The organism is Stenotrophomonas sp. PS02298, from assembly GCF_029959445.1.
Classification (GTDB): Bacteria; Pseudomonadota; Gammaproteobacteria; order Xanthomonadales; family Xanthomonadaceae; genus Stenotrophomonas.
Window position 1 is genome coordinate 35,567 of record NZ_JASCOR010000002.1, and the last position, 25,875, is coordinate 61,441.

Consider the following 25,875-nt stretch of genomic DNA (forward strand, 5'->3'; position numbering starts at 1 on the left):
GAGCCGGTGACCGTGACGAGAGCCAGCAACGCCCCAGCGCAGCAGTCACCAGAGCGGCTGGTGCCAAGACGACCTATGCCCAACAGGGCCTGAAATTTCTGAATACCTGCGCAGCAGTGCGGGTCAACGACGAAGGCGCAGAAGTGCCGTGATCTCCCAAGGAGAAGCAACATGGCACAGACGATTGTGGGTCTGAACGACCCGAAAGCCCGGAAGTTGTGGTCCGCAGACCTGATGGTTTCGGTTTCCAAGAGCTCGTACTGGACTCGCAAGATGATGGGCAAGGGGTCGGAGACCTCCTTGCCGGTCATGCTGCAGACCGATCTGGAGCAGGAAGCCGGCGACACCATCAGCTACGACCTGTCGGTCCAGCTGTCCGGCGGTGTGATCGAAGGCGACGCCAAGGCGGAGGGCAAGGGCGAGAAGCTCGACTTCTTCACCGACAAGGTCTTCATCGACCAGGCGCGTAAGCCCGTGAGCTGCGGCGGCCGCATGAGCCGCAAGCGCACCGTCCACGACCTGCGTAAGGTCGGCCGCAACCGCCTCACCGAGTTCTGGGCGCGCTTCTACGACGAGCTGTTCTTCATGTACGGCTCCGGCTCCCGCGGCATCAATGAGGACTACAACGTCCCGCTGAACTACGCCGGGCGTGCAGGCAACAACTTCGAAGCGCCCGATACCGATCACATCCTGTTTGGCGATGGCAGCAGCAAGGCCTCGTTGACCAGTGCGGGCAAGATGAGCCGCGTGTTGATCGAGCGCGCCAACACCAAGGCCGCGTCGCAGGGCGGTGGTTCGACGCAGGTGGCGGAGATCCAGCCGATCACCATCGCCGGCGGTGAGCACTTCGTGGTGGTGATGCACCCGTTCCAGGCGCATGACCTGAAGACGTCCACTGACGCGGGCAACTGGCTCGACATCCAGAAGGCTGCAGCCGCGGCTGAAGGTGCGAGCAACCCGATTTTCAAGGACAACCTGGGCATGATCGGTAACACGATCCTGCACAAGCACAAGTCGGTGGTGCGCTTCAACGACTTCGGCGCGGGCAACAACGTGGCAGCGGCCCGTGCGCTGTTCCTGGGCCGCCAGGCGATGGTGCTGGCGTTTGGCTCGCCCGGCAACGGCCTGCGTTTCGACTGGTCCGAGGTGCCGTTGGATCACGGCAACGACATCGAGATCTGCGCCGGCGCGATCTTCGGCATCAAGAAGACCCGCTTCAACGGCAAGGACTTCGGCACGATCGCCCTGGATACCGCCGCGGCGAACCCGAACCCGGTCTAACCCCTTTCCATTCGCTGCCCATGGACGGGCGGCGGTGGATCCTGTTCTCTGAAGGAGAAGCAACATGGCAACGAAACTCGCGATTGGCCGCAACAGCGGCGCCACTGCGCCGGCCGCTGGCCAGCTGGTAGTCAACGACTTCAGCTGGCCGGTCGAAGCTGGCGCGAACAATGACCTGGTCCTTGTCGGCGAGCTGCCGGCCTTCCACAAACTGCACACCCAGGGCAGCGGCCTGTTCGCCAAGCTGGATGCCGGCGGCAAGCTGGCAGCACAGAACGTCAGCATCTATGTCCCGGATGCTCCCGATGGTGCGGCAACGGCCGACAACACCATCCTCGCTGCTACCGCAGTCGTGGCGGACACTGCCGCGTTCGTACCGCTGACTAGCCATCTGGTGAGCGAGGCGATCGGTTCCCGTCCGGTCAACCGTCCGGTCTACATCAAGCTGGGCACCGCCCCGGCAACTGGTCAGGGCGAGTTGATCCTGCGCCTGGCCACGTTCACCGGCTGATAGCACCGTCCGTCAACCCACAGAAGGGCCCGCACTCGCGGGCCCTTCTGCTTTCGGAGTACCAACAATGTTGATCGCATGCCGTTTCAAGCGCCCCAACGCCCCTGTCGACTTGGGCGACAAGGTCTATTTCTTCAAGCCCGTGGATCCGGCAAACGCGGATTCCGAGCACGTCGCGGTGGTGGAGGACAACAACCACATTCAGCGCCTCCTGCAGATCCCCGAGGCGTACTACATCGCCGTGACCGAGCTGCCGCCGACCGTGGCCAAGCCCGTGGCGGCAGTGTCCGGCTCGCAGCCGGCAACGTCCGGTACCGGCGAAGGCGGTGATCTGGGAACCGGCAGCCTCCCGCCGGCAAATGATCCGACCGGCGAAGCCAACGGCGATGCCAATAGCCAAGTTCCGCCGCCGAAGGAGCTGCAGGAGCAGGGCGAGGCATTGAACGGCCTGAGCTGGCAGGCTCTGCAGGGCCAGCTGAAGAAGGGCGGCATCGACAAGGCCGTTATCAAAATCGCCCTGGAGATCGAGCAGGCCAAGCCCGAGGCTGACCAGCGTGCTACCACGCTGAAGTTCCTTCTGGCCGCGCTCGAGGCATGACATGGAAGCTCGCACGCTCCGGCAGCTGATCGAGGACTGTCGCGAGGACCTCGACGATGAAGTCGGGCCCTTCCTCTGGTCCGATGAGCTCCTGACCAAGCACCTCAATGAGGCAGTCGAGGAAGCGTGTATCCGGGCCCGGCTGCTTGTGGAGAGCAGCCGGGCTGATATTTGCCGCATAGCGCTGAAGGCGGGGCAGGCGGAGTACCTGCTTCACCCCTCGATCATCGTGATTCGGCGGGTGGTACTCGGCGATGCGCAGGGAAAGCCACTGGTGCGCACGACATCCGCAGCGCTGGACGGCGTTTGTCGTGATTGGCGCTCCGAAGCCGGGCGCCCTGAGTACCTGGTGCGCGATCGTCAGAGCAGGACGCTCACGCTGTCACCGATCCCGAGCGAGCCCTCTGAGCTGATGCTCACCGTCTGGCGCGTGCCGGCGGCAGACGAAGTCATGGAGGGTGATGACGATGAGCCGGTCATCGACGCCATTCACCACCGCAAGCTGGTGCACTGGGCGTGCGGCCGCGCCTTCATGAAGAAGGACGTAGAGCGATCCAGCCCGCAGGAGGCCGCCATGCAGATGGGCGTCTTTGAGGAGTATTTCGGCCCGCGCCCGACAGCTCGCGCGCTGCAGGAGCTGTCGATCGACCCTGTAACCGGCACTCAGCCGAACTGGTTTTAACCCATGAAGATCCGTGAGGAAGAGTTGCCGCGGGCAGGGCCATGGCCCGCGGGCGTGAACAATCTTGCCCCAGAAGGGAGGCTGCCCACTGATGAGAACGGGCGGCCGACCGTGCTGCGCGAAGCAGACAACGTCGACCTGACCACAGCGGGCTACGGCAAGCGCCGCCAGGGGAGCGAGAGCTGTTTCACCGGCGTCCTCACCCATTCCCTCTGGGCGCACGACGAGCTCGGGTTCGGGTTGTTTGTGGATGCCGGACAGCTTCACACGTTGGATGCTGACGAAAGCGTGTCTCCGCTTGGCCAGACCGTCGGCAACCTGCCGATGAGCTATGCCGCTGTTGGCGAGCGAGTGTTCTTCAGCAATACAAGCGTCTGCGGAATGCTGATGGCTCTGGATCGATCCGTTCATGGATGGGGTGCGCCGGAAACGCCAGCAGTCCCCGCAGTTGAGCTGGTCGACGGATACGCGCTGCCTGCAGGTCTCTACCAGCTCGCAATCACCGTTACGGATGCTCTCGGGAGAGAGTCCGGTGCCGAGCTGGCGCGGCAGATTCGAGTGGCAGACCTGCAGGGGATCTTGCTGCAGGGCCTGCCGGCAGGCGGGCAGGTTGGGATCTACTTGAGCGGGCCAGACGACCAGGTGCTGCGTCTAGCCGCCCGGGTTCCGGCGGGCACTGCCTCCTGGCTGATCGGCACCGCTGCCGAGGGCGTGAAGATTGCAACGCAGCTGCTGGATCCGCTGCCACCTGGCCAGATCACAAGGATCCACAACGGCCGCCATTGGGTGGCCGACGGTCGCACGCTCCGCTGGTCGCCCTCGCTTCGCTTTGGGATGACGGACTTGGCTCACAACCTGATTCGGTTTGACGATCGGATCGACCTACTTGAACCGGTTGGGGCGGGCACGCCAGCCGTTGGACTCTTCATCGCCGCCGGCAAGAGAACGTACTGGCTTGCTGGTGCTGACCCCAGCAATTTCAGTCCGGTGGACGCGCATGCAGCGGGGGCGGTGCCGGGCACGAGCGTGCGAGTGCCTGGTCAGGCTATCGGGATGCCTGACGATGCCGACTACACGATCTGGCTATCGCGGCGGGGCTCGTACGTCATTGGCATGCCCGGCGGCTCTGTTCAGAGCATCAATGCTGGCCGCGCTGCCATCCACGACGCTGAGCGGGGCGCTTCGTTGTTCGCGCAGCGCGACGGTATGCAGCAGGTGATCACCACGCTGAAGGCTCCGAGGCACCAAGGCCTGGCCGTAACCGACAGGGCGGTGGCTCATGTCATCCACATTGATCGCTGATTCGCAGGTCGCGGCAGAGCGCATGGCCATTTGTCAGGCGTGCCCGTTCGCCTCAGGCGGCAAAAACCGAAAGATCTTCTGCTCCAAGTGCGGTTGCGTACTTGTGGGCAAAACAAAACTCGCTGGGTCTACATGCCCAGCGGGCAAATGGTAATCACCAGGAGCAGCCCATGAACCGTGAACGTGTAAACGAAGCCTTGGCGCGCGATGCGATGCGCGCCATCAAGAACCGCACCGCCGAATTTACCCCTGCCGGTATCTATGTGCCTGGCGCGAATATGGTCACATTCGGGCACTTCACCGCTTTCCCGGTGAACGAAGACGGCTCGCTGGGCCCCGCCACGTTGGGTGCGAACAAAGTGGTCGATGAGGGGTTGATTCAAACCCTGAACCTGATCGCCAACCACGCGGCCGGCGCTGCCCACTACCTTGCACCATTTAGTGGTGACGTAGCCGTCGCCGCTGGCTGGAAGGGCAGCACCTTCCCGGCTGTGGCCACCGAGTTCACGCAGTACACAAATGCCACGCGCGTGCCGTGGACGACGGTGGCGGCGGTGACCCCGCAGGTGACCAACGCCGCAGCGCTGGGGGCGGCTACGCTCACCTTCAACGCTGGTGGGCCTTACGCGATCCGCGGCGTAGGCCTGTTGACCACCTCAGGGAAGGGCAGCACTACCGGTAGGCTGTTCGCCGCCAGTCGCTTTGCCGACGACCTGACGGGCATGGGCGGTGGTAGCAAGCTCGCCCTTCAATACGACCTGTCGGCAGTGGACGAAGGCGACGTCTGATGGCCGGGCGGTACGCCGGCGAGCTGATGGTGCGAGTCATCGGGGACCGTGAAGCGGCGCAGGCCCACGTTTCCACTGCCCGAGGCTTGATGGGGGAGGTGCTCGAACAAGCCGCCTTCAACTCGCTTGGCACGCACAAGCTGGAGCGCAGGTCTCGCGACGGCACTGTGGTGGTCGCCGAGAAGATTGGCGACATCAACCGGGTCACTATCGTGCCGCCACCGCGCCCCGGCGGTAAACGGCCCGTCCGGGTCTTTGACGACATCCTGACGTGTGCCGGGGCCGACGAGTTCAACCAGGCCGGCGATCGGGTGCTGCCCCCGGTGATCCTCAGTCACGACGAAGAGATGCGGTGGCGGTCGTACTTCGCATCGTCCAAGGCCCCGGGCTACTTCGCCGATGCTGGGACCTACCTCGATGTGTTTCCGCAGGTTATGGACAACAACAAGCGGCTTTTCGGGGGGAACTGCTTTCACAGGAACAAGGATGGGCTGGTTACGTCCTGGTGGTCAGCTGCAATCTTCATCGGGCCGCAGGCGCGGCATCCCAGCAAGGCCTACAGCATCACCGTGTATGCGCTGGGTATGCAGGTCTTCTCGATGTTCGACGCTGGCGGCCAGGCAAGCACGTACAACCGGGTGATGGCCGCGGCGATCCATGACGGCCACCTTCTTGTGCTCCTGGCCGATCTCGATGCTTTGGAGTATCCAGTGCGGCCAGCGGCCCCCCTGCAGGAAGCTGACGCCTGGGCGTCCAAGCTCTACAGCGATCTGGGCCATCGGACTGCGTTGGTGCGGTACAAGCTGAAGACAAAGGTCGATCCGGCCAGCTTCCACTACTACTACGAGGCTGACTACGACAGCGAGGAGCTGGTGTGGGCGGGGTCGCTGGTGCGTGGCTACAACCGATGGACCTTTGACGACGCGGCAGGCGAGTTCGTCAGCGTTCAACTCCCGCGCCAACCCGTGTTGCTCTACAAGAACGCGGAGCTGGTGGAGCCGCTGGGTGCCGGGGAGGTGATCTTCCGGGTAGGCCTCCACGGCGTGAGTACGGAAGAAGCCGGCGAAGTGATCTTCGAGGAGGGTGGGGCGCAGATCCGGCTGGAAGTTGTGGGCCCAGCAGCGCTCGACTATGTGACGCCGGCGCGTCGCTTTCCAGCGCTCCGGCTCTCCGAGACCGAAGTAACGTACTGCGCGATCCTCTACGGCTCACCCGTCGACGATTGCTATGTCCTGAGCACGATTCGCCAAGCTACACGCACAGCGGGCGGTAACTTCACGGGCGACCATCGAGCCTGGCTCACTGCATTGGAAGCGGGCGTTGAAACGGAGTTCTCTACGTCTCCGGCGGGCGACAAGGCTGCTTGCTCAAGCCATCAGCTTCTGACGAAGCTGCTAGGCGACGTGACGGCCAGTGGGTCAGGTATCGCAAAGGCCTGCCATGCAGTGTGCGGCTGGGTCTATTACCAGACCTCCGGTTTCCTTTCGGAGGGTGTAGCCAGGCTGGGCTGGCTCACTGCCTTGCAGCTCCGATACGGGATCTCTGGGCATACCGCTGGGGGCCTGAGCATCGGGGGTGAGCCTTCGCTCCCTGGGCAAGACCGGTATTGGATGACCACTGCCTATTTTGGTCGGCAGCCTGGCCCTTCCGGCCAGCCAACTGTGGATCCGGTGTACGACCCGAGCGGATACGTGGTGCTGGTATACGCCAACGCGATCGGCTCCAAACACTCGATCGCGGCCCACCGGGCGGATGCGCAGTACGACAACAACACCTACCTCACACGCGGCGATGTGACCGACCTTACTGGCGGTGTGTTTGCCGAGCCGTACTTCTCGCCGCTCGGCAAGCCTCACCCCGACCAACCCAAGGAACGAGAGAAAGCCTGATGGCAACGCTTTGCTCAACCAAGTTTCGAGAGCACATTCTCGGCCCGAGCTCGTTCGAGTCAATTTTCAACGGCGGGAAGATCCAAGTATTCAGCGGTCTGCAGCCGGCCAGCGCTGACGCCCCGGCAACCGGTACCTTGCTGGCTGAAATTGGAGCGCCAGGCGGTCTGCAGTTCACCCGCCACCAGCACTACGCGACCAACAAGGCGACGCAGTTGTGGACGCTTTCTGGTTTGGCGGTTGGCGAAGCAGGCTGGGCGCGCTTGCGTAGAGCTGTCGACGACGGTTCGTACATCGACTTCGCAATTGGCCTGGGCGATGAATCGCTTGGTGACTTCCAAATGCGCCTTCCCCTCCTGGCTATCACGCCATCCACGTCGATCATCATTTCGTCGTGGTGGTTCCTTCTGCCCCCACTGTAACGGAGCCCCAATATGTCCATTTCCGATACCACCGCCGCACTGGCGCTGACCGCAATCAAGGGCACCCTCGATGGAGGCCGCCTGTATCTGTTCGCCGGCCCGGTACCGAGTGACGCTGATGATGCCCTCGACCTGGGCGCGTCACACACCCAAATTGCCGAGTTCACTGTCGGGGACGATGGCGCTACGGGACTGACCTTCTCGCCGGCGTCCGGTCCGGGCATGGTGAAGAACCCCGCCGAGGCGTGGGAAGCAACGATTGCCTTCGATGGCGCCCAGGCCGCAATGACGACCCTCACTCCGACGTTCTGGCGGTTTGGTGCCGCTGGCGACGACTGCCGCGACATCGCCACAGGGGCGCGCCTGCAGGGGAGCGCAGGCGGTCCGCTGACCGATCTACCGTGCGGCGACCAGACCGACAACGGTGCAAACACGTTGGCGTTGGATACCTTCGTTGTGGCCATGGACGCGAGCTGATGCTCACCAAGGACTTCCAGCGCACCCTTGTCCCCGGGGTCGAGAGCACGCCGGAGGTGCCTTATCGGGCGCAGTTCACCGTTTGCCAGCAGGAGCCGGCGCCGGGGCACTGGGAAAAGAAGTGCTCCAGGATAGAAATCCCGGTTAACGGCGGCGTGCTGATACCGCCGGGCGGGGAGATCGTGGTGGTGCGTCATCCCAACGGCGCAATCGATCCGGTGACCGGCGAGGTCAAAGTGGTCGACATGTACATCAGGGTGTGTACTACGGCGTGGGTGGTCGATGGCCCGCCCGGTGCGACTTACTGCACCACTTACCCAGAGCAGCAGTATGTGCCAGCGGTATCTGGTCGACCTGCGCGGGTCGAAACATCCGTGCTGCTCGGCTGGAACGCCGGAGCAAACAGCGTGGCATCCCATGACGGGGACTGCGTTTGCTCTTTCGACATGGACCACCCAACGGGTGCGATGTGTGGCTTCACGGCGGATCTTGAGGACGTGTCTTTGCCAGCGCGCCTTACTCATGCGCTCTATTTCCACGGCGGAAAATTTCAGGTGGTCGAGTCGGGAAAGGCGAAAACTCCAGACACCAACTACGCAAGGGGCGACCAGTTCAAGATCCAGCGCGCTAGTGGCGAAGTTACTTACTTGCATGGATCTCGGCGGGTATATACCAGCCGGGTGGCGTCCGTTGGCGCGATCCATGTGGGCGCAGCTCTCTATGCCTCCAGCGATGCCATCGGCGCGTATAGCGCTGCGCCAGAGCCTGCGGGTGCTGGTGCGGTCATCTACTACGGCGGCGATGATGGCAGTTTCGAAGCATCGTTTATAGCCGCCGACGTGGGTCTACAAGTGCCCGATTTTGCTGATCCTGTGGTGGTTAACTTGCTCGATTTGCCAGGTGCAAGCTATCAACTGGAGACTGAAAACTCCTGCGGTGGCGCTGCGGCATACAGTCTGGGCGATGGAGTGCTGGCTACCATTGGGACGCTGGAAACAGGGATGTGCGCAGAGTCAGCGAAACAACTGGTGCTGACGATTCAGGGGGCGGCGTTCCCGTTCCCGGCTTTGGCCGAAAGCTTGTACGGGGGGCGCCTGCTGGTTACCTATGGCCATGGTATTTCGAGTGGGATATCTGCCCTTATTTATCTCAATATCGAAGACGATACAGAAGTTCTTGGCGACACCCGCTACTACTCGATGACGCCGGGCGATGTTGACAATAACTCCGGGAATGTCCGGGATAGGAAGTCCATCGGGAAAATGGCGGCTGCTTTTGAAAGTGAGGGTCTCCGTGTTGTTGCCAACGTGCTCAAGACATCAAGCGCCATCAATGCAACATTTGAGTTTTCAACAAACCTCACGCTGAGCATTCCGCCGCCACAGCCAAAGCGGTTCTATGCAATCTTCGAAGAGCACTGGCCGGTGGGGGAGTTTGAGGGGGTGGAGGAACTGGAGTTTCCCATTACCCCGTCTACGGCCGATGGGGTGACAACGGTCGCAGTGCGCGGCATGGCGACGGACCCACTTTGGTGGAGCCCGTCGCCGGTGATCAATTACGAAGAGATGCAGCTCTCGACGCAGGAGCTCGATGCAGTTTTCGACGAAACGCGGGGCTACAAAATTGGTGTTTACAGTGGCGACGAGGGTTACATCAACATGAAGCGCGTGGGCACGATAAAGCTCCTGCCTGGCAGCTCTGGCGGGGGTGATACGTGACCATCACGTTTGAGGAGCTTGTCGGCGCGCCACGTCATGCAGATGGCGTGGCCAGACTGAAACTCCGCGCCTACGGGTACACCGAGCCGGGTGTGTTCGGACGTGCTCGATTGCGCCTTCGAGCCACTGGCACGGCGAGTGCGAGTCTGGTGGTGGCGACTCCACAGCCGCCCTTGTCTTGTTTGCACACGCTTCGTCTCGGGGCGAAAGGTGAGGCCGTGTCTCATGGCATGGCCAATGGCACCGCGCTGTTGCGCTTGAGTCACCGCGGCTTCGCTGGCAAGCCGGGCACCATCAGCGGCCGCAGTTGGCTGCGAGTGAAGGCCTTTGGTTTGCAGGGCGCTGGCAATACAGGCTATGCAATGCTTGTCGCGCAGCCGCCGGAGGTTTCGTCCTACGGCGACCAATGGTTCGGAATTGCGCGGGAAGATATTCAATTGGACGCGCGCGCTGCCCGGCTGTATGCCGCAGTGAGTCGGTCTCCCATCGGTCTGGGCTCCGGCACCAATGGGACCTTTAACGGCACCGGCGTGTCGGAGGACATCCTCGCGTTTGGCGCGCGCCTTACTGTGGTGCGCCATGCCTTGGCAGAAGAAGGCATCACCTTTGCGACGTTGCTGAGCGGTCAGCACACGCTGCTCGGTAGGGCGTTGGCTAGGGTGGTGCTCAGTGGCGAAGCGAGCAACTATGGCGAGGCACTGCAGGTGGTCGCCAGCGCCGTGGTACTTGGAGAAGTGACGGAGTGGCTGCGCCTGGCAGAGGCGGTTGATTCGCTGCAGGTCACCGACAAGGTGGAGCAGCTATATACCGCGTTTACGCGGGTGCTTGAGCGTCTGACGATTGCGGCACAAACCAGCGGTAGCTACACCCTGACGGTGCTGCTGCGGGATGGGTTCGCATTGGGCTCCCGGCCTACTCATCAAGCCGAGCTCGCTGCCCAGATCGCTGATTGTCTGGGATTGGGCATGGCGCTGTCGTTTGACACCGGCGAGTTCCTGGCATGGGTCATGAATACAGAAAGTCGGGCGCTGTCCACATACTCCCAATATCCGTTCAATAGCTTCGCCAAGATCGGGGGACGGTATTACGGCGCTCACGCCGGCGGCATAGCGCGCCTCGGTGGCAGGGACGATATGGGTGAACCGATTCGCGCTCGGTTGCGGCTCGGAATGTCCGATCTCGGTGATCGATTGGAGAAATCCTTCTCCGATGTCTTCTTCGGGATGGCAGCTGATGGCCAGATGCTGCTGAAAACGATATTCGTGGACAAGCGCTCGGGCGAGAAGAATATGGCGATCTACAAGGTGCTGGCCAGGCCTGCTGCCGTTTCGCGCGAGACCCGCGCCAAGATCGGCAAGGGCATGAAAGCCGTCGATTGGGATTTTGAAATAGAGAATGTGGATGGCGCTGATTTTGATCTGCAGACCATTCAGTTCTACCCGACGCAAATGAGCCGCCGCACGCGCGGGTAATAGGAGCAACAAATGGCCTCGACATGGTGCCTCCCTCCAAACTCGGGGGCGTACAACCTGGTGGGCGACGCCCACACGAAATTCACCAACAAGGGGGACGAGCTCTACAAGTTGGTGGTCGACGGGCTGACGGATATGGACGACGTTGGGATCTCCCCAATTGAGTTCAACGTCAACTTCGACTTTGAAGGGCAGCTGACGCCGTTCACGCGGCCCTTGGCGCCGACTTTGGACGCTGCAGCTTTTGAGATGCGGTTGCCGGCCGAGGTGGCGCTGCCGCCGGTCTTTGTTCCGGGAGCGGTGGAGGGGGCGCCGGCCCCTGAGTTCACAGCGGAGATGCCCACGCTCTCCTTTGGTGCAAGGCCGACTCGGCCAGACATCGTGGCTCCCAGGATGCCCGATGACCCAGAACCGCTGGTTATGCCGGTCGCCCCCGACGCGCCGCTGCCCCAGCTGCCGACCTTCGAGCAGCTGAACCTGCCGACCCTGCCGGACATCGACCTGCCTGAGTTCAATGGGCAGCTGCCCCAGCTGGTCGAGCCGCCCTTTGATGACAACTGGACCTTCCAGCCGGAGGCCTATGTCAGCAGGCTTAAGGACCAGCTCTTCGGGACGATCGAGCGGATGCTGCAGTCAAAGCCTGCGCTCCCCGAGGTGATCGAGGCGGCGATCTTCCAGAAGGGGCGGAGCCGCCAGGAGGTTGAGACCGGCAGGGAGGTGGAGCAAGCGATCACCGAGTTTGGCTCGCGAGGCTGGAACGTGCCCAACGGGACACTCACTGCGCAGGTGCGAGAGATCCGCCAGCGGGGGCAGGACCGGATTGCCGACTTCAACCGTGAGGCGGTGATCAAGCAGTACGAAGAGACCCTGCAGAACCTGCGCTTGGCCCTCGCGCAGGGCGCTGCGCTGGAGGGGGTCTATATCAACCTGCACGTTGAGGAGCAGCGCTTTGCGCTGGAGGCCGCGCGGTTCGCTCGCGAAGCGACCATGACGGTGCTGCAGTACCGGTTGTCGGTCTACCAGACCCGGATGCAGGGCTATCAGATCGAAGCCCAGGTCATGCGTGACCGCATTCAAGCAGAGCTGGCCAAGGTGGAGATCTTCAAGGCACAGCTCGATGGCGAACGTCTGCGCGGAGAGGTGAACGAGCAGCGCGTACGCCTGTACGCCGAGCAGATCCGTGCCGTGGGTTTGATGGCTGACTTTTACCGGACCCAGGTGGAGGCGGTAAAGGCGAAGGCGGACGTACAGCGACTTGTGTTTGATCGCTACAAGACCGCAGTAGATGGATTCGATAGCCGCTGGAAGGCGCACGTTTCCGAGTGGCAGGGCTACATCGCCAGCGTCGAGGGCGAGGGCAAGCGGGCGGACATCTACCGCACTCAGATGGATGTTCAGTCCAAGCGTGTGGATGCCTGGGCGACGTCGGAGAATCTGAAGCTGGAGCATGAGCGGTTGCGCACGCAGCAGTTCGGCCAGCAGCTGAGTGCATGGCAAGCGCTGATAGCAAAGCGGGAGAGCGAGCTCAGTGCAGAGCGCTCGCGCTTGGCTGCTGTGTCCTCGTTGGTCGATGCCAAGGCACGCCTCTATTCGGCTTCCGCTTCTGTGGAACAGGCGGCATCCGCTGCCAGCGATCGGAGCTTCGAATTGGGCCTCGCCAGAAGCCGGGCAAGGATGGACGCCGGCGGCAAGAATGCCGAACTGATGCTCCAGCAAGCGAAGTTCTTGACCGATCAGCTGCTGTCGGTGAATGACACCAAGTTGAAGGTGGCTGCCCAGTTGACTGCCGCCAGCTGGTCAGCGGTCAACTACAGCGCAGGTGTCTCGGCATCAGTTGGCCAGAGCTCGAGTTGCAGCCAAAGTTTCAACTTCAATGGGGAGACATCCGACGCATGACCGCTTGGATCACAAACCCGATCGATATGCCCGATACCTCGTTGACCGGCTACGGGATGCGGGACTACTTCCGCTATCGGGATCAAGGTGCTCTGAACACCGAGTTGCCCCAGGGAGTGTTTATCACGCGGATGCGGGGTTCGTTTACTGCAGTCGCGTCTGCGGATACGGCAGGCTTGGTGCAGCTCAGACTCGGTGTGTCACCTTACTTCTTCGTGGAATTGGGGAGTATTTCAGCCGAGGAAAGTCGCAGCTACGACTTCGACATTCTCGTTCAGGACCATTTCGACAACCCAGCGTACGGCCCGCTTGAGGAATGGAGCACCGTGTTTTCGATAGAAGCGCAGCCTGATTTAGGAACAGGTGCGCGAATTGACCTTTCGCTTTCAAACATCAGTGTCGTTTATGACCTGAGCGACGTCCCCCCCGAACCAGAACCTGAAAAGTGCTTCTGGACAGATATGAAGCACACCACTCAAGCATGCGGCCAATAAGCCGCGCCACATACACACAGGACCGCCCCGGCGGTCCTTTCTTTTTGGGGAGAAGGCAATGGCCATTACCGACGATCTTGAGAGTGCACGAAAAGAAGTTGCTCGAAGTGCTACGCCTGGCATAACCCCGGCTGCAACTACAGCGAGTCGTCCGGGGTTCGCCCGGCTGGGCGCAGCAGGTGCTGTCGCTCCGCGCCCACCAGCATCCGCCGGACCGGTCATGACCAGCTTCCCGAGGCCAAGTCAGTCTGCGACGCCAGCGTTGACGTCCGGTCTTTCGAGCTTGCCGTCAGGGCCGTTGCAGGACCCTGTACCAGGCTCTTCCTGGAACGGAATAGGGGCGGGGATGGCATCGCTGCAACGAAGTGCTCCTGCGCCTGCCAGGGTCGCGCCTGTGGCTGCCTCTCCTGCCGCATCGCCCGCGACTGTGCCTGCTCGGCCTGCGCCGGGGACCGTCGTCGGCACGGTTATGCGCTCGGGTTTCAATGGCGCGCGCGCTGCATTGGGTGCTGGCCAGCGAAGGGCGGCGAACGTGGTTGGATCCGCGGTATCGGCGGGAACGGCACCGATTAGGGCCTCGTTGGGATTCGTGCGCGACGCAGGTCGGGCGTTCACTGGCGAACAGCCTTTGCCCAACGCCGGGCAGCCCGTCAGCATTCCATCGTTGGACACTGGAACGCCTGGCCCTGTCGCCCCATCACCCGCGCGGGCGGCGGCGCCGAGCCCTGCTGCTGCCTCAGTGCCGGCGGTGACAATGATCGAAAATGGAGCGCGGATCCCTGACGGGGCCCTCAGGCAATCGGGGCGTGGGCAAGATTTCCAAGACGTGACGAGCCGGGTTTTGACAGGTGCGTCTCGGCCGGCCGCTGCAGCTGCTGCGGCGCCAGCGGGCATTCAGCGCACTGTCGATGCTGCCGGCAATTCGGTCTACAGCGACACCGCAGAAGGGCTTGCGCAAGGTGTGCAGCTGGCTGACGCTGGTTTCGGTACCGGCGGCGATCGCCGCGTTGGGGTTGGCTCAATGGTGGGCGGCGGCCAGGCAACGCCGGCTGCTGCGCCGGCGGCTACCACCATGACAGCTCCCAGGCCTGCAGCTGCCACTGTGGCGAGTCCCGCTGCCACAGTCGTTGCCCCTCGGCCTGCAGCTTCCCAAGCAATCCGCGGGCGGCAGGGCGCCGTCATCCAGAATCCGAACGACACGCTGGTGGACAAGCTGACGCGAGCGATGGGCAGCGCCAGCCTGAAGGGCAGCCCAAGCAGCCGTGCAGCTGTTGCGCAAGCAATCCTGGGCGAGGCTGGTGCGCAGCGTGATGAGCGGATGCAGACGCTGCGGACGCAGGATCAGGCTGATCTCACCTCGCTGCAAGCGAATGCTGTGAGCGCGGAGAACGCCGCCAACAGGCAGCTGGAAGCATCCAAGGTCAACGCCCAGCTGGCGGACAACGCTGCTGGCCGCGATACCAGTCTGGAGATCTCCCGCCTTGCGCGCCGGCCCGAGGTGAGTGTGTCGGCCGATGGAAGTATGGGGATCATCGGGCCTGATGGCGGGTGGCGGCCGGTGACGGGCGCCGACGGCGCGCCGGTGCGAGCTCCGCAGGCGCCACGTCAGACCGGCGAGCTGACGGATGGCGAGCGCCTGAAGTCCTACACCGATCGATACAACGCGATCGTTAATGACCCCAGCTCTGACGCGGAAGCGAAGGCTGCCTCAGTTGCCGCACTCGATGCGGATCCGCTCTATTCCAGCCTCAGAGGCGCCAATCAGCCTCCCGCGCCGCCGGCAGAAGCCGTGTCTGCGCTCCGTGCTAACCCCAATGCCAGCCAGCAGTTCGATGAAGTGTTTGGCCAAGGCGCAGCCGCTCGCTATCTGAGGCAGTAACACATGGCCGACAACATGTTCGATAAGTACAGAGAGAACGCAGGCACCCCACCGCCTGGCTCTTCCGCGCGGTCGACTAATCCTTTCATCCAGTATGCGGCGCGCCCGCAGCCATCGGCTGCCGCTCCAAGTTTTCCTGTCGCAAAGCGTCCCGAGCGCTCCTGGGGCCAAGTCGCTGGCGACTCGGCTTTGGGTGTGGCAAGCGGCGCTGCAAACATCATCGGTGGCGTGGTTGAAATGAAAGCATCCACGCGGCCCGACAATCTTGCCAGGCAAGGTCTGCGCGTGCTGGACCGTCTCGGCGTCGCTGGTATGAACGATCTGGCGGCGAAAATTCCGCGCACGCCGAGCGAAGCCATGCTCGGCCACGCGGCTGGCACCGAAAACGCAGCCGTGTCTGCTGGAGTTAAAGCTGCCAGCGACTGGATTGGGAGCAAACAGTCGGATGCACTGAAGAATGAAAAGCAGGAGTTGGCTCAGACCGAAGGCTTCTTCGGTAGTGCCAAGAAGGTCCTGACCTCCCCGGCGCTGCTCGGAAACTTCGTTGCTGAGCAGGTACCGAATCTGGTCACCATGGGTGGCGGCACCCGGTTGGCCGCAGCGCGGGCTGGGCAGCGTGCGTTGGCTGGCGCTGTAGCCAAGGGTTTGGGTGAAGAGGCTGCCAGCGCCGCGGCGAGCGCTGCAGGGCGGAAAGCAGCAATTGCCACAGCCACAGGACTCACAACCCTGATGGAGACCGGTGCCGCAGGTCAGCAAACTTATCAGCAGGCCATTGATCAGCCGCAGGCTGTATGGGACGCAAATCCTGAGTACCGGCGGATGATCGCTGCCGGTACAGCGGATAGCACAGCAAAAGAAACGATCGCGCGCGGCGCATCGATGCAAGCCCAGGCCATCACTGCCCCTATCGCAGCAGCAGCTGGGCGTTTCGCGGCACCGTTTGAAGCCGATATCTTTACCCGTGGACTCGTCCGAAAGCCCTTGGCGGTTTTGCAGGGTGCCGCGCGCGAAACGATCGAAGAAACCATCCAAGAAGGTGGCTCGCAGTTCTCAAGCAACATCGGCCAGCAGCAGGTTGATCCGAACCAGGCAACGTGGGCGGGGGTGCCGGAGGCCGCTGGCACCGGCGCCGCGTTGGGCGCGGTGATGGGCGGTGGCATGGCGACGGGAGGCGTGATTACTAGTCATCAATCCCGTATTGCGCCGAGACCGCAACCACCAGCGATGCCGCCACCTGAACTGCCGCCACAGCAGCTGGCGCTGCCGCCGTCGAATGGGGAGCCGGCTTACGGGGTGAACATAGTCACGCCAGGTGGAACGGTCCTCACTCCTGAGCAGAGAGGCTTGGATCCCCGCGTGATCGGAGAACCGTCCGCGCCGGTGCCCAATCCCAACGCGGTGCCTGGGGTACGTGCAGGTTCCGATAGCTTTAACCAACAGGCATTAGTCGCTTCCCGGCCGAAAGCTACCGTTCCGTTCCCGAATGCAGCGCCAGGGAGCCTATCCGAGGCCGCGAATCTCACGGCCGAGGCGCGCACTCCGAATGCTGGCCAAGCATCCGTCGGAGATCCTTCCCAAGAGCCGAGTGACCCTCTCTCGCAGTCCGCGGCACCAATGGCTCCCACTATTGCCCCGCCCTGGGTCGATACGGAGACCGGAGAACAAACCCGCGCGCCGACCTCCAGTGACATTGAGCAACTGCTGCATGCGAACTTCGAATATCAGGCGCGCAACGGTGGAGGTATCAGTACCGCGGCTGCACTTACCGCCATGCGCGAACAGTATGGGCTGGGGCGTTCAGTAGTTGGCCCAGCGCTTTCAAAGGTGAAGGCCGAGCGCAAGCGAGGCGTTACCAGTGCTGTGAATCCGAACACTGGGGCCCTGGCGGACAACGAGGCCAACCTGCGGCAGCAGGTGCAGGCTGCCGCTGCGGAAAGAAAGGCTCGGGTCGCGCTGGCTACTGGGATTAATGCATTGCCACTTGACGAAGCCACGGTGGCGCCTGTTGTCGATGGCGTCGCTGAGGTTGGTGCAGGACAAACAAGTGCTTTCAATCTGGACGACAGTCCTTCCATCCCTGTTCGCAGGAAAGAATGGGATGAGGCAACTGGGCGTGTAAGGGAAGCGACCGGGGAGGGGCGCATCATCGATTACGGCGGTCGAAAAATGCTGCTTCGAAATATTAATGGGGTAATGGTTCCGTTCTATCTAAGCACCGGTGCCGGCGGCAAGGCTGATGTCGCTGCAGGGAAGTGGTACCCATTCTTTGGCATTGGCGCCGACGGCTGGATCAACAAGCTGGGTAGCAAAGAAATCAACAACTTCTACGGAAGCGCTGAACTCAAGAAGGTTGCAGAGCAACTGGACCGAGAGATTGGCGACGTACGCGAAGCGGCTCATGAAAAAGCCGGCGTAACAGGACCACACGTAGATTTCATAAACCAGAGCATGCTAAGCCCGACCGAGAACGAGAGGTCGGACACGCGCAAGAAAGTCGACGCGACTATCGCAGATATTTTGGGCAAGGTGGACGCAGGGACATCCGCGCCAGCCGCAGTGGCGTCACGAGGAACAGATGTAGCTAAAGTTGCGGAGTCGGCAGGTTCAGGAGCGACCATCGCGAGTGGCCGGGAGCTGGACCGCGTTGCAGTGGGCGCGACGGACGGCTGGAGCAATCAGAACGCGCAGGCGGCGCGCGACAACGCTGACCGCCACGGCATCACCAGTGAAATCGAGCAGCTGTTTGCGAATGGTGGAACTGCGCGCCAGGTGCAAGCCGTCCTGGGCGATCGCCTTTCGTTTATGCCCGTGGAGGAGCGCGGTAGCTTCGTGGTGCAGGTCCGCGCAACGTTGGGCATTCCGTCGCGGTCCACGGCTGAAGGAAAGGCCGAGTTCGACCAGTGGAAATCAACGCGCGATGCGCGGTTTGCACCCCGCGCAACCGGGGAGGGTCTGGGAGGGGATGGGGTCCCGATCGCCGCGGCGCTGGCTGCTGATTCGGAGGTCTCTGGTAAGGCAGCGGTGGCGCCAATAGCCGCACCGGGTCCGGTTGAGCCGGCGGTAGATCTAGCAGGCGCTGCTGCGGAAGCCGCCACCAGTCCCACCAATGAATTGCCCCAGCCAACTGAGGCCCAGAAGGAGGCGGGGAACTACAAGAAGGGCCATCGCCGCATCAACGGGCACGACATCAGTATCGAGAATCCCGCGGGTAGCAAGCGCAGCCCAGATTGGCCGGCCTTGAAGAACCACTATGGCTACATCAAGGGGACCGTCGGAAAGGATAAGGACCACGTCGACGTGTTCATGACGGACCAGGCTGAAGATCCGGCGCTGCCAGTGTTCGTGGTCGACCAGGTCAACAAGGACGGTAGCTTTGACGAGCACAAGGTAGTGATGGGTACTGCGACTGAGGCTGAGGCACGGTCGACGTATCTGGACAACTATGAAAAGGGTTGGACCGGCCTTGGCGGCATCAAGCAGATGACGCAGGACGAGTTCAAGGCATGGGTGAGGGATCCGAAGAAGACCACGCGCCGGGTTACGCGATCGCCGCGCACAACTGCAGCACCTGTCGAAGCTGCTGTCGCAGCACCAGCACCAGCACCAGCACCAGCACCTAAGGCGGCGACAACCTACACGCCGCGCGTGCGCAAGATCGGCGGATCTCCCGAGTACGACCGGAATGACGTGGGCACATTGGGCGCGTACTTCCAGCCCGGCCGCGTTGTGAAGGGCTATGCCGGGCAACTGGACAAGGTGCTTGAGTTCAATCCCAGCGTCGATAAACACGGGCGTTGGAGCGTCAAGGTTCAGCGGGTCGACAAGGACGGAGAGTTTGTGCCGGGCGAGGACGCGCGCTGGCACTCAACCTCGCCGGCGCCGCGGGATCTGGCAGAGGTGCTTGGAAAACCGGAAATGAAGCCGCGAAGGGCGGCCGCGGCGAAGCCGGTAGCGGATGCGCAGGAGCCAAAGGCGAGAAAGTCGCGCGCGGCCGACGTGGCCCTTGCGTATGGTGGCCCGGCTTTCAAGGTCGCCGCTGAAGAGGCAAAGGCCGATAGTCGCGGTACCGGGTCGGTGGGCGTCGACCGAGTCTCGGCGGCTGCTACAACTGCAGAGCCGGTGGCAGAGGCTGTGGCAAAGCCAAAGGCTGACGGGGCGGCGATCGAAGATTTTGGCGAGACCCTCCATGGCGCGCGGAAGCACTATGCCGCGGCCTACGCCGAGCGCATGCGCCAGGCGTACGAACTGGATCTGGCCACAACGCCGCTCTCGAAGTCCTGGCCAGAGCCGGACTATCAGAAGTTGCTTGATTCCGGTGCCGAGCCCTTCTCGGTTGCGTGGGTGCGCGCCGCGCGAGATGAGATCCCGAACCGTCCGTCTGCTGCATGGAAGCTCAAGGGCTGGGCTGGGCAGGTTGAAGTGCTGCGCGATGCTGCGGCCCGTTTGCTGGATGGCAGCGTTGACGCGACCAAGCTCAGGGAGCTGACGGCCCAGCACCCCGGGGTGGCGGCAAAACTGCAGGGTCGGATGGATCTCTACCAGGCGGTGGGCCACGACAAGAGCCTGAAGGGGATCACGCTGCGGTCTGGCGAGTACACCGTGTACGGCGGAGAGCGATACAACCCGCCTCGTACGGTTTACACAGTGGAATCCCGCTCTGCCGGCAAGAGTTGGCCGAAGACACTCGCCGAAGGCGACACCAAAGAAGCCGCGATCGAGGCATTCAAAGCGTTGCAGGCCGCCCCGAGCGCTGCTGCAAGCGAAGGGAAGGCGCCCACCCGCTTCGACATCATTTCGCTGCGCAGCTCAGTTGCCGGATCCGAGTCCGTGCCCCGTTTCGCCGTGGCCAAGAAGATCGGCCGGGAGTACGTGGAGCTCGAGAGCTTCGATAGCATCAAGGAGGCGCGCACCTACCGAGCCGAACACCAGCAGGACCTGGAGAAGAAGCTCGAGCAGCTCAAGGACATCCCGGCTGAGCGGCGCGACGCGAATGAGCCGCGGGTCGGCATTGATCACCGCGCCGGCGCCGATGTGACGCCAGCGCAGTTCAGCGAGGCATTCGGCTTTCGCGGCGTGCAGTTTGGCAACTATGTCGAAGACGGCCGCAGGCAGCGGGATCTGAACGATGCCTATGATGGCTTGCTCGACCTTGCGGGCGTCCTGGGTATCGAGCCGCGCGCGCTGTCCCTCAATGGGACCTTGGGCTTGGCCTTCGGAGCACGCGGTAGAGGTGGCAAGCGCGCGGCGGCGGCTCACTTCGAGCGCGGCACAGTGGTGATCAACCTGACCAAGGCAAATGGCGCCGGCAGCTTGGCCCATGAGTGGTTCCACGGCCTGGACAACTACTTCGCACGCATGCGTGGCGACAGCCAGGGCATGGTGACGGATAACCCCCGCGCGAAAGGTCGCGATGGTGCCCAAGGCATTCGTCCCGAGATGGCAGGGGCATTTGATGCATTGCGCCGCGCGATCGATGCCAGTGGCATGGCAGATAGAAGTGCCGAGCTCGACCGGGTGCGATCGACCCCGTATTGGACAACCCCGCCGGAGATGGCTGCACGGGCTTTCGAGAGCTACGTCATCGACAAGCTCGCCGATCAGGGGCAGGCGAACGACTACCTGGCCAATGTCGTTGCGGAGGAGGCTTTCGAAGGTATGCGGGCGCTGGCCACCGGCAAGCCAGGGAAGCGCTCGTATCCTTACCCGTCGGCTGATGAGGCGCCGGCGCTGCGCGCAGCCTTCGATGAGTTCTTCCAGACCATCGAGAGTGAACGTATGCCGGATGGCAGCGTTCGCCTGTTCTCCCTTCCGGCCGATCCTGTCGATTCCCCTGCCTTCAAGCGGTGGTTTGCCGGTTCCCAGGTGGTGGGTGCGAACGGAAGGCCACAGACCGTGTTTCACGGAACAGGCGAGCAGTTCTACACCTTCAGCAAGCACCGGTCCGGGGAGGCCACTGGCCACGCGACGGCACCGCTCGGGCATTTCTTCACGACTGACCGCAACTTGGCCAAGCGCTATGCCGAGAACGCGAGCGATGGCGTGCCGGCTGACGAGAGGGTGATCGATGCGCATCTGCGGGTCGAGAATCCCTACGTTATGCCGCTGGAGGAAGCGCAGTCGCTGGACACGCCCGAGGCATCGGCAGCGTTCCAGGCATACCTGCAGCGGCAGGGGTTCGACGGCATTCAGATCCCAGAGGCCAAGACGTGGATTGCCTTCCGGCCGGAGCAGATCAAGTCCGCATCCGAGAACCGGGGCAGCTTCGAGCTGACCAATCCAGACATCCGGTTTTCCCGCGGTGATAGTGGCCCGGGCCTGACCTTCGACCGCGCGCTGCAGCTGAAGAATGAGCTGACGGCGAAGTGGGGCGACAACGCCCCTAACGTGGTCGTGGTTCGCAGTGCCGAAGACTTCCCCTCATCCGCAAAGGCCGATCCGGCTTACCGCCGTGCGGAAGGTCTCTACAACGGCAGCCCGACCATCTGGATCAACGCCGGTGCAATCACCAACGAAGCCCGGTTTGGGCAGGTCTTGGCACACGAAGCCATCGGGCACTATGGCGTTGAAAGCGTTGTGGGGAAGGCTGAGTGGGGGCAAATCGTCGACGCGATCGACAGACTGGCCAGTACCGGAAGCGGGTCTGCGGCGCTGCAATCGGTGCTGGACTCGGTCGCCAAGCGCTACGGCACCGTGGACCGGGAAACCTTCGCCAAGGAAGCCATTGCGGTGATGGCTGAGCGCGGGATCCGCAACAGTTTCACCAGCCGGGTCGTCGCTTCCGTTCGTCGCTTCCTGCGCCGACTGATGCCGTCGCTGCAGTGGTCAGAAAGCGACGTGCGAGATCTGCTCAGCCAGGCAGACGGATTCCTGCGTGTTGGCCGCAACGCCGGCGAGCGGCAGTCAACGGTCCAGGCCTATGCCTTCTCGCAATCTGACACCGGCGCTGCGCTGCGCCCCGACCCGGAGGAGGCGACGGCGTACCGGGCCGAGTTCGACAAGACCGTCAACAGCCTGCGCACGGTCGTGCCGCCGATCCCGGTGGGGCGCACGCCGCAGGTGCTGCGTACGCTGGGGGCGCCGGACCTCCCCATTACCGTTACCAGGGATGTGGTCAGGAAGGCGAGCAATGGCGTGAAGCATGACGTGTCACGCGAGGTGCTGCGCCAGCTGCCTGAGCTGCTGGCGGATCCGCAAGCGGTATTCGATTCGAAGGCGGAAGCCGGCGGCCTGGCAGTGTTGCTGAATGCCAAGGACGCCAGCGGGCGGCCGGTGATGGTCGCCTTGCACCTGCAGCAGCAACAGAACCGTATGGTCATCAACAGGGTGGCCAGCGCCTACGGTCGACCTGAGGTTCAGTACCAGGCGTGGACCCGCGAGGGCCTGTTGCGCTATGTCGCAGATGCGAAAAACCCCGACCTGGTTCGACTCGTAGGGCTGCAATTGCCCGTAAGTGGTTCACCAGATCAGGGTTCCTCAGGGCGGAAGGTACTCGCGCGCGCTGACCTAGTCAATGAAGCCCCCGATCAGGTGCGACCTGCCCAGCAAGATCCGGCAGCCTTCGACCCTGAGCGGCGTCTGTTCAGCCTCCCCGCATCTGATGCTCTGGACGACATCGATGCCATCCAGAAGGGGCTGCAGGGCGAAGGCCTCCTGGCGCGCGCCAAGCAGCTGCTGGCGGGTATGACGCCCAAGAAGCTGAAGGATGCCAAGCGCCCCACCTGGCTGGGTGCCCTTGCAACGCGACACCTCACCGAGCTGGGTGCGGACTATTTCCAGAACATCAACCACTATTCCGACTATTTGGCCAAAATGCAGGCCGACCGGAACCAGCTGCAGGGCGAGGCTGAGGTGGTGGCCGAGGCGGCCCGAAAGTGGGTGGGCAAGAACAAGGCAGAAGCGCAGCAGCTGTTTGACTTGATGCACGATGCCACGGTTGACGGCGTGGACCCGTCCAAGGCTTATCAGCCCCTCATGTTCAAGATGCCAGGGCAGTCGGGGCAGTTTCAGGTCACGAAGAAGAACATCAAGCACGCTATCGCTGTGAAGAAGCAGCAGATGAAGGAGCGATCGGGCGATAGCAAGGTCAACATGATCAACGAGATCAAGGCGCTGGAAGCCATGGGCTACGCTGAGCCGCGACGCCAGAAGCAATACGCTCCATTGGTCGATCGTTGGAACCAGCTGTCACCCGAAGCCCAGGGCATCTACAAGCAGTTCCGCGACGCATATCGGCAGCGATCCGATGCCATGGAGGAGGCGCTGGCTCAGCGGATTGAGGATCTTTCGGGCGACGGTGTGTCGGAGGCGCAGCGGCGAAAGCTGGTGCAGCGTATGCGCGAGCAGTTCGAGTCGGCGCGCTTGCAGGGCGTGTACTTCCCCCTGCAGCGCTTTGGGCAGCACTACGTTTCTGCTGAGAAGGACGACACCAACACCTTCATGATGTTCCAGACCCTCAACGAGCTCGAGCAGGCTGTGAATGACCTGAAGGCCAAGGGCTGGACGATCACCGCACACGGGAAGAAGGGCGACAAGGTTCTGGCCAAGGATGCGCCGTCAGGTACCTTCGTTGCTGATGTGATTCAGCAGCTTCGGCAGTCGCACGTGTCCGACAAGGTCCAAGACGAGATATACCAGCTGTATCTCGAGGCGCTGCCCGAGCTGTCGATGCGAAAGCACAGCATCCACCGGAAGGGCATTCCTGGCTTCGACCCTGATGCCGTGCGGGCGTTCGCGTACAACATGCACCACGGGTCGCACCAGCTCGCCCGTCTGCGGTATTCGCACAAGCTGCAGGGCGTCGTCGACCTGATCCAGAAGCAGCAGGACGAGGCGCGAAAGGAAGATGGCGCTGACGTTCGCCGGATCGTGGCAGGTGACACGATCATCGAGGAGCTGAAGCGCCGGCACGATTGGATCATGAATCCGACGGACAGCGCCCTGACCAACATGGTGTCGTCCTTTGGGTTCGTGTACTACCTGGGCGCCACGCCGGCGGCTGCGCTGGTCAACCTCAGCCAGACCGCCTTGGTCAGCTATCCGTTCCTGGCCGCGCGCCATGGCCCCGTGAAGGCCATGAATTACCTGCTGGCTGCCAGCCGGGATGCAGTGCGGACTATGGGCAATATCCAGAAGACGTTGACCGACCCAGACGAGGTCAAGGCCTATCAGGCGCTGCAGGCCTCTGGCGCGATCGACAAGACGCAGGCACACAACTTGGCAGGTATCGCCGAGGGCGGCATGACCGGGTACAACCCGGCTTGGTCCAAGGCCATGGAGATCATCGGTTGGGGCTTCCACAAGACCGAGGTGGTGAATCGCGAGGCCACCGGCATGGCCGCATTCCGCTTGGCCAAGGATGGCGGCGCTGGGTTTGACGAGGCGGTCAAGTTCGCCCAGGACACCATCTTCGACACCCACTTCGACTACAGCAATGCCAACCGTGCGCGGTTCATGCAGAGCGGTACCGCCAAGGTGCTGCTGATGTTCCGGCAGTACAGCCTGAACATGTCGTGGGCGCTCGGCCGGATGGTCTGGCAGGCAACCAAGGGCCAGAGCCCGGAGGTGCGCCAGATTGCCCGGCGGAACTTGGCCGGCGTCATGGGCATGAGCGCCCTGTTCTCGGGCGCCCTGGGCCTGCCGATGATGGGTGTGGCCATGGGTACCCTCAACGCCCTGCAGTCCGCGTTCGGTGACGACGACGAGCCTTGGGACGCGGAAACGGAGTTCCGAGCGTTCCTCGCCGAGGCACTGGGCCCCAGCGGCGCCGAGGTTCTGCTGCGGGGCCCGGTCAACAAACTCACCGGGGCCAACATTGCCGGCCGAGTTGGGTTGGACTCGTTGTGGATCCGCGACGCCGATCGGGAGCTCGAGGGCAGAGGGCTGTTCAACCACTTGCTCGAGCAGGCGGCAGGCCCGATGGGGGGCGTTCTCAAAAACGTCCTGGTGGGCACCCAGCAGGTCGGAGAGGGCCACACGATGCGCGGTGTCGAGACCATGCTGCCCAAGGGCCTGAAGGACATGATCAAGGCTGGGCGGTATGCAACGCAGGGGGTCAATACCTTGCGTGGCGATCCAGTGCTCGAGGACGTGAGTCCGTGGCAGGTGCTGCTCCAGGGCGCCGGCTTCAGCCCAGCCGAGGTGGCGGAGCGGTATGAACGCAACCGCGCGCTGAAGAACTACGAGGAGCACATCACCAAGCGACGCCAGAGCCTGATGAATGCCTACGCCATGGCCATCCGGAACGGTGACGCAGCGGATCGAGTTGCGGTCATGGAGAAGGTCCGTGCGTTCAACAAGGCGAACCCGGAGCTCGCCATCTCGTCCGACAGCATCCGGGCTTCTTTGAAGTCCCGGGCCAGGTACAGCGCGAAGGCCGAAGCCGGCATCGTCATCAATCCGAAATTGGCCGCACGCCTGCAGGAGAGGGTTGGGCCGGCGGAGTAGAAAGTGTGCATACAAAGGCGAGT

15 protein-coding genes are annotated in these 25,875 nt (G+C 62.8%); all 15 read left to right on the forward strand.

Annotated elements, in window-relative coordinates:
* Positions 1–171: 171 nt before the first annotated feature.
* The 15 genes from QMX78_RS00690 (at position 172) to QMX78_RS00760 (ending at position 25,852) form a co-directional block, all read left to right on the forward strand.
* Positions 172–1,281 carry a N4-gp56 family major capsid protein gene (locus tag QMX78_RS00690; protein WP_282265608.1) on the forward strand — a complete coding sequence of 370 codons (1,110 nt, stop codon included), beginning with the start codon at positions 172–174 and terminating at the stop codon, positions 1,279–1,281.
* A gap of 64 nt (positions 1,282–1,345) precedes the next feature.
* On the forward strand, positions 1,346–1,792 hold the full coding sequence (locus tag QMX78_RS00695) for a hypothetical protein (RefSeq protein ID WP_282265611.1): 447 nt from the start codon (positions 1,346–1,348) through the stop codon (positions 1,790–1,792).
* Between the two features lie 112 nt (positions 1,793–1,904).
* Positions 1,905–2,390: a hypothetical protein gene (locus QMX78_RS00700; protein ID WP_282265613.1), complete on the forward strand. Its 486-nt coding sequence runs from the start codon at positions 1,905–1,907 to the stop codon at positions 2,388–2,390.
* Between the two features lies 1 nt (position 2,391).
* On the forward strand, positions 2,392–3,072 hold the full coding sequence (locus tag QMX78_RS00705) for a DUF6682 family protein (protein WP_282265615.1): 681 nt from the start codon (positions 2,392–2,394) through the stop codon (positions 3,070–3,072).
* Positions 3,073–3,075: 3 nt separating this feature from the next.
* A complete protein-coding gene (locus QMX78_RS00710) occupies positions 3,076–4,374 on the forward strand; it encodes a hypothetical protein (RefSeq protein ID WP_282265617.1) in 1,299 nt (432 codons plus the stop codon).
* A 170-nt stretch (positions 4,375–4,544) separates the two neighbouring features.
* Positions 4,545–5,162, forward strand: a complete 618-nt coding sequence (locus QMX78_RS00715) for a hypothetical protein (protein WP_282265619.1) — start codon at positions 4,545–4,547, stop codon at positions 5,160–5,162.
* The gene (locus tag QMX78_RS00720; protein ID WP_282265621.1) at positions 5,162–7,051 is read left to right on the forward strand and encodes a hypothetical protein; all 1,890 of its coding nucleotides are present in this window, start codon (positions 5,162–5,164) and stop codon (positions 7,049–7,051) included. The genes QMX78_RS00715 and QMX78_RS00720 overlap by 1 nt, the downstream gene beginning before the upstream one ends.
* On the forward strand, positions 7,051–7,473 hold the full coding sequence (locus QMX78_RS00725; RefSeq protein ID WP_282265623.1) for a hypothetical protein: 423 nt from the start codon (positions 7,051–7,053) through the stop codon (positions 7,471–7,473). The genes QMX78_RS00720 and QMX78_RS00725 overlap by 1 nt, the downstream gene beginning before the upstream one ends.
* Before the next feature lie 12 nt (positions 7,474–7,485).
* The gene (locus tag QMX78_RS00730; RefSeq protein WP_282265625.1) at positions 7,486–7,950 is read left to right on the forward strand and encodes a hypothetical protein; all 465 of its coding nucleotides are present in this window, start codon (positions 7,486–7,488) and stop codon (positions 7,948–7,950) included.
* Positions 7,950–9,668 (forward strand): hypothetical protein, encoded by a 1,719-nt coding sequence (locus QMX78_RS00735; RefSeq protein ID WP_282265627.1) that lies wholly within the window; start codon positions 7,950–7,952, stop codon positions 9,666–9,668. Before QMX78_RS00730 ends, QMX78_RS00735 begins: the two co-directional genes overlap by 1 nt.
* Positions 9,669–9,898: 230 nt before the next feature.
* Entirely contained in the window at positions 9,899–11,140 is a 1,242-nt protein-coding gene (locus QMX78_RS00740) for a hypothetical protein (RefSeq protein ID WP_282265629.1), read from the forward strand.
* Positions 11,141–11,152: 12 nt separating this feature from the next.
* Positions 11,153–13,036 (forward strand): hypothetical protein, encoded by a 1,884-nt coding sequence (locus tag QMX78_RS00745; RefSeq protein WP_282265631.1) that lies wholly within the window; start codon positions 11,153–11,155, stop codon positions 13,034–13,036.
* Positions 13,033–13,530 (forward strand): hypothetical protein, encoded by a 498-nt coding sequence (locus QMX78_RS00750; protein WP_282265632.1) that lies wholly within the window; start codon positions 13,033–13,035, stop codon positions 13,528–13,530. Before QMX78_RS00745 ends, QMX78_RS00750 begins: the two co-directional genes overlap by 4 nt.
* Positions 13,531–14,734: 1,204 nt before the next feature.
* Positions 14,735–15,409, forward strand: a complete 675-nt coding sequence (locus QMX78_RS00755) for a hypothetical protein (protein ID WP_282265633.1) — start codon at positions 14,735–14,737, stop codon at positions 15,407–15,409.
* Positions 15,410–15,412: 3 nt separating this feature from the next.
* Positions 15,413–25,852 carry a PLxRFG domain-containing protein gene (locus QMX78_RS00760; RefSeq protein ID WP_282265634.1) on the forward strand — a complete coding sequence of 3,480 codons (10,440 nt, stop codon included), beginning with the start codon at positions 15,413–15,415 and terminating at the stop codon, positions 25,850–25,852.
* Positions 25,853–25,875 lie beyond the last annotated feature (23 nt).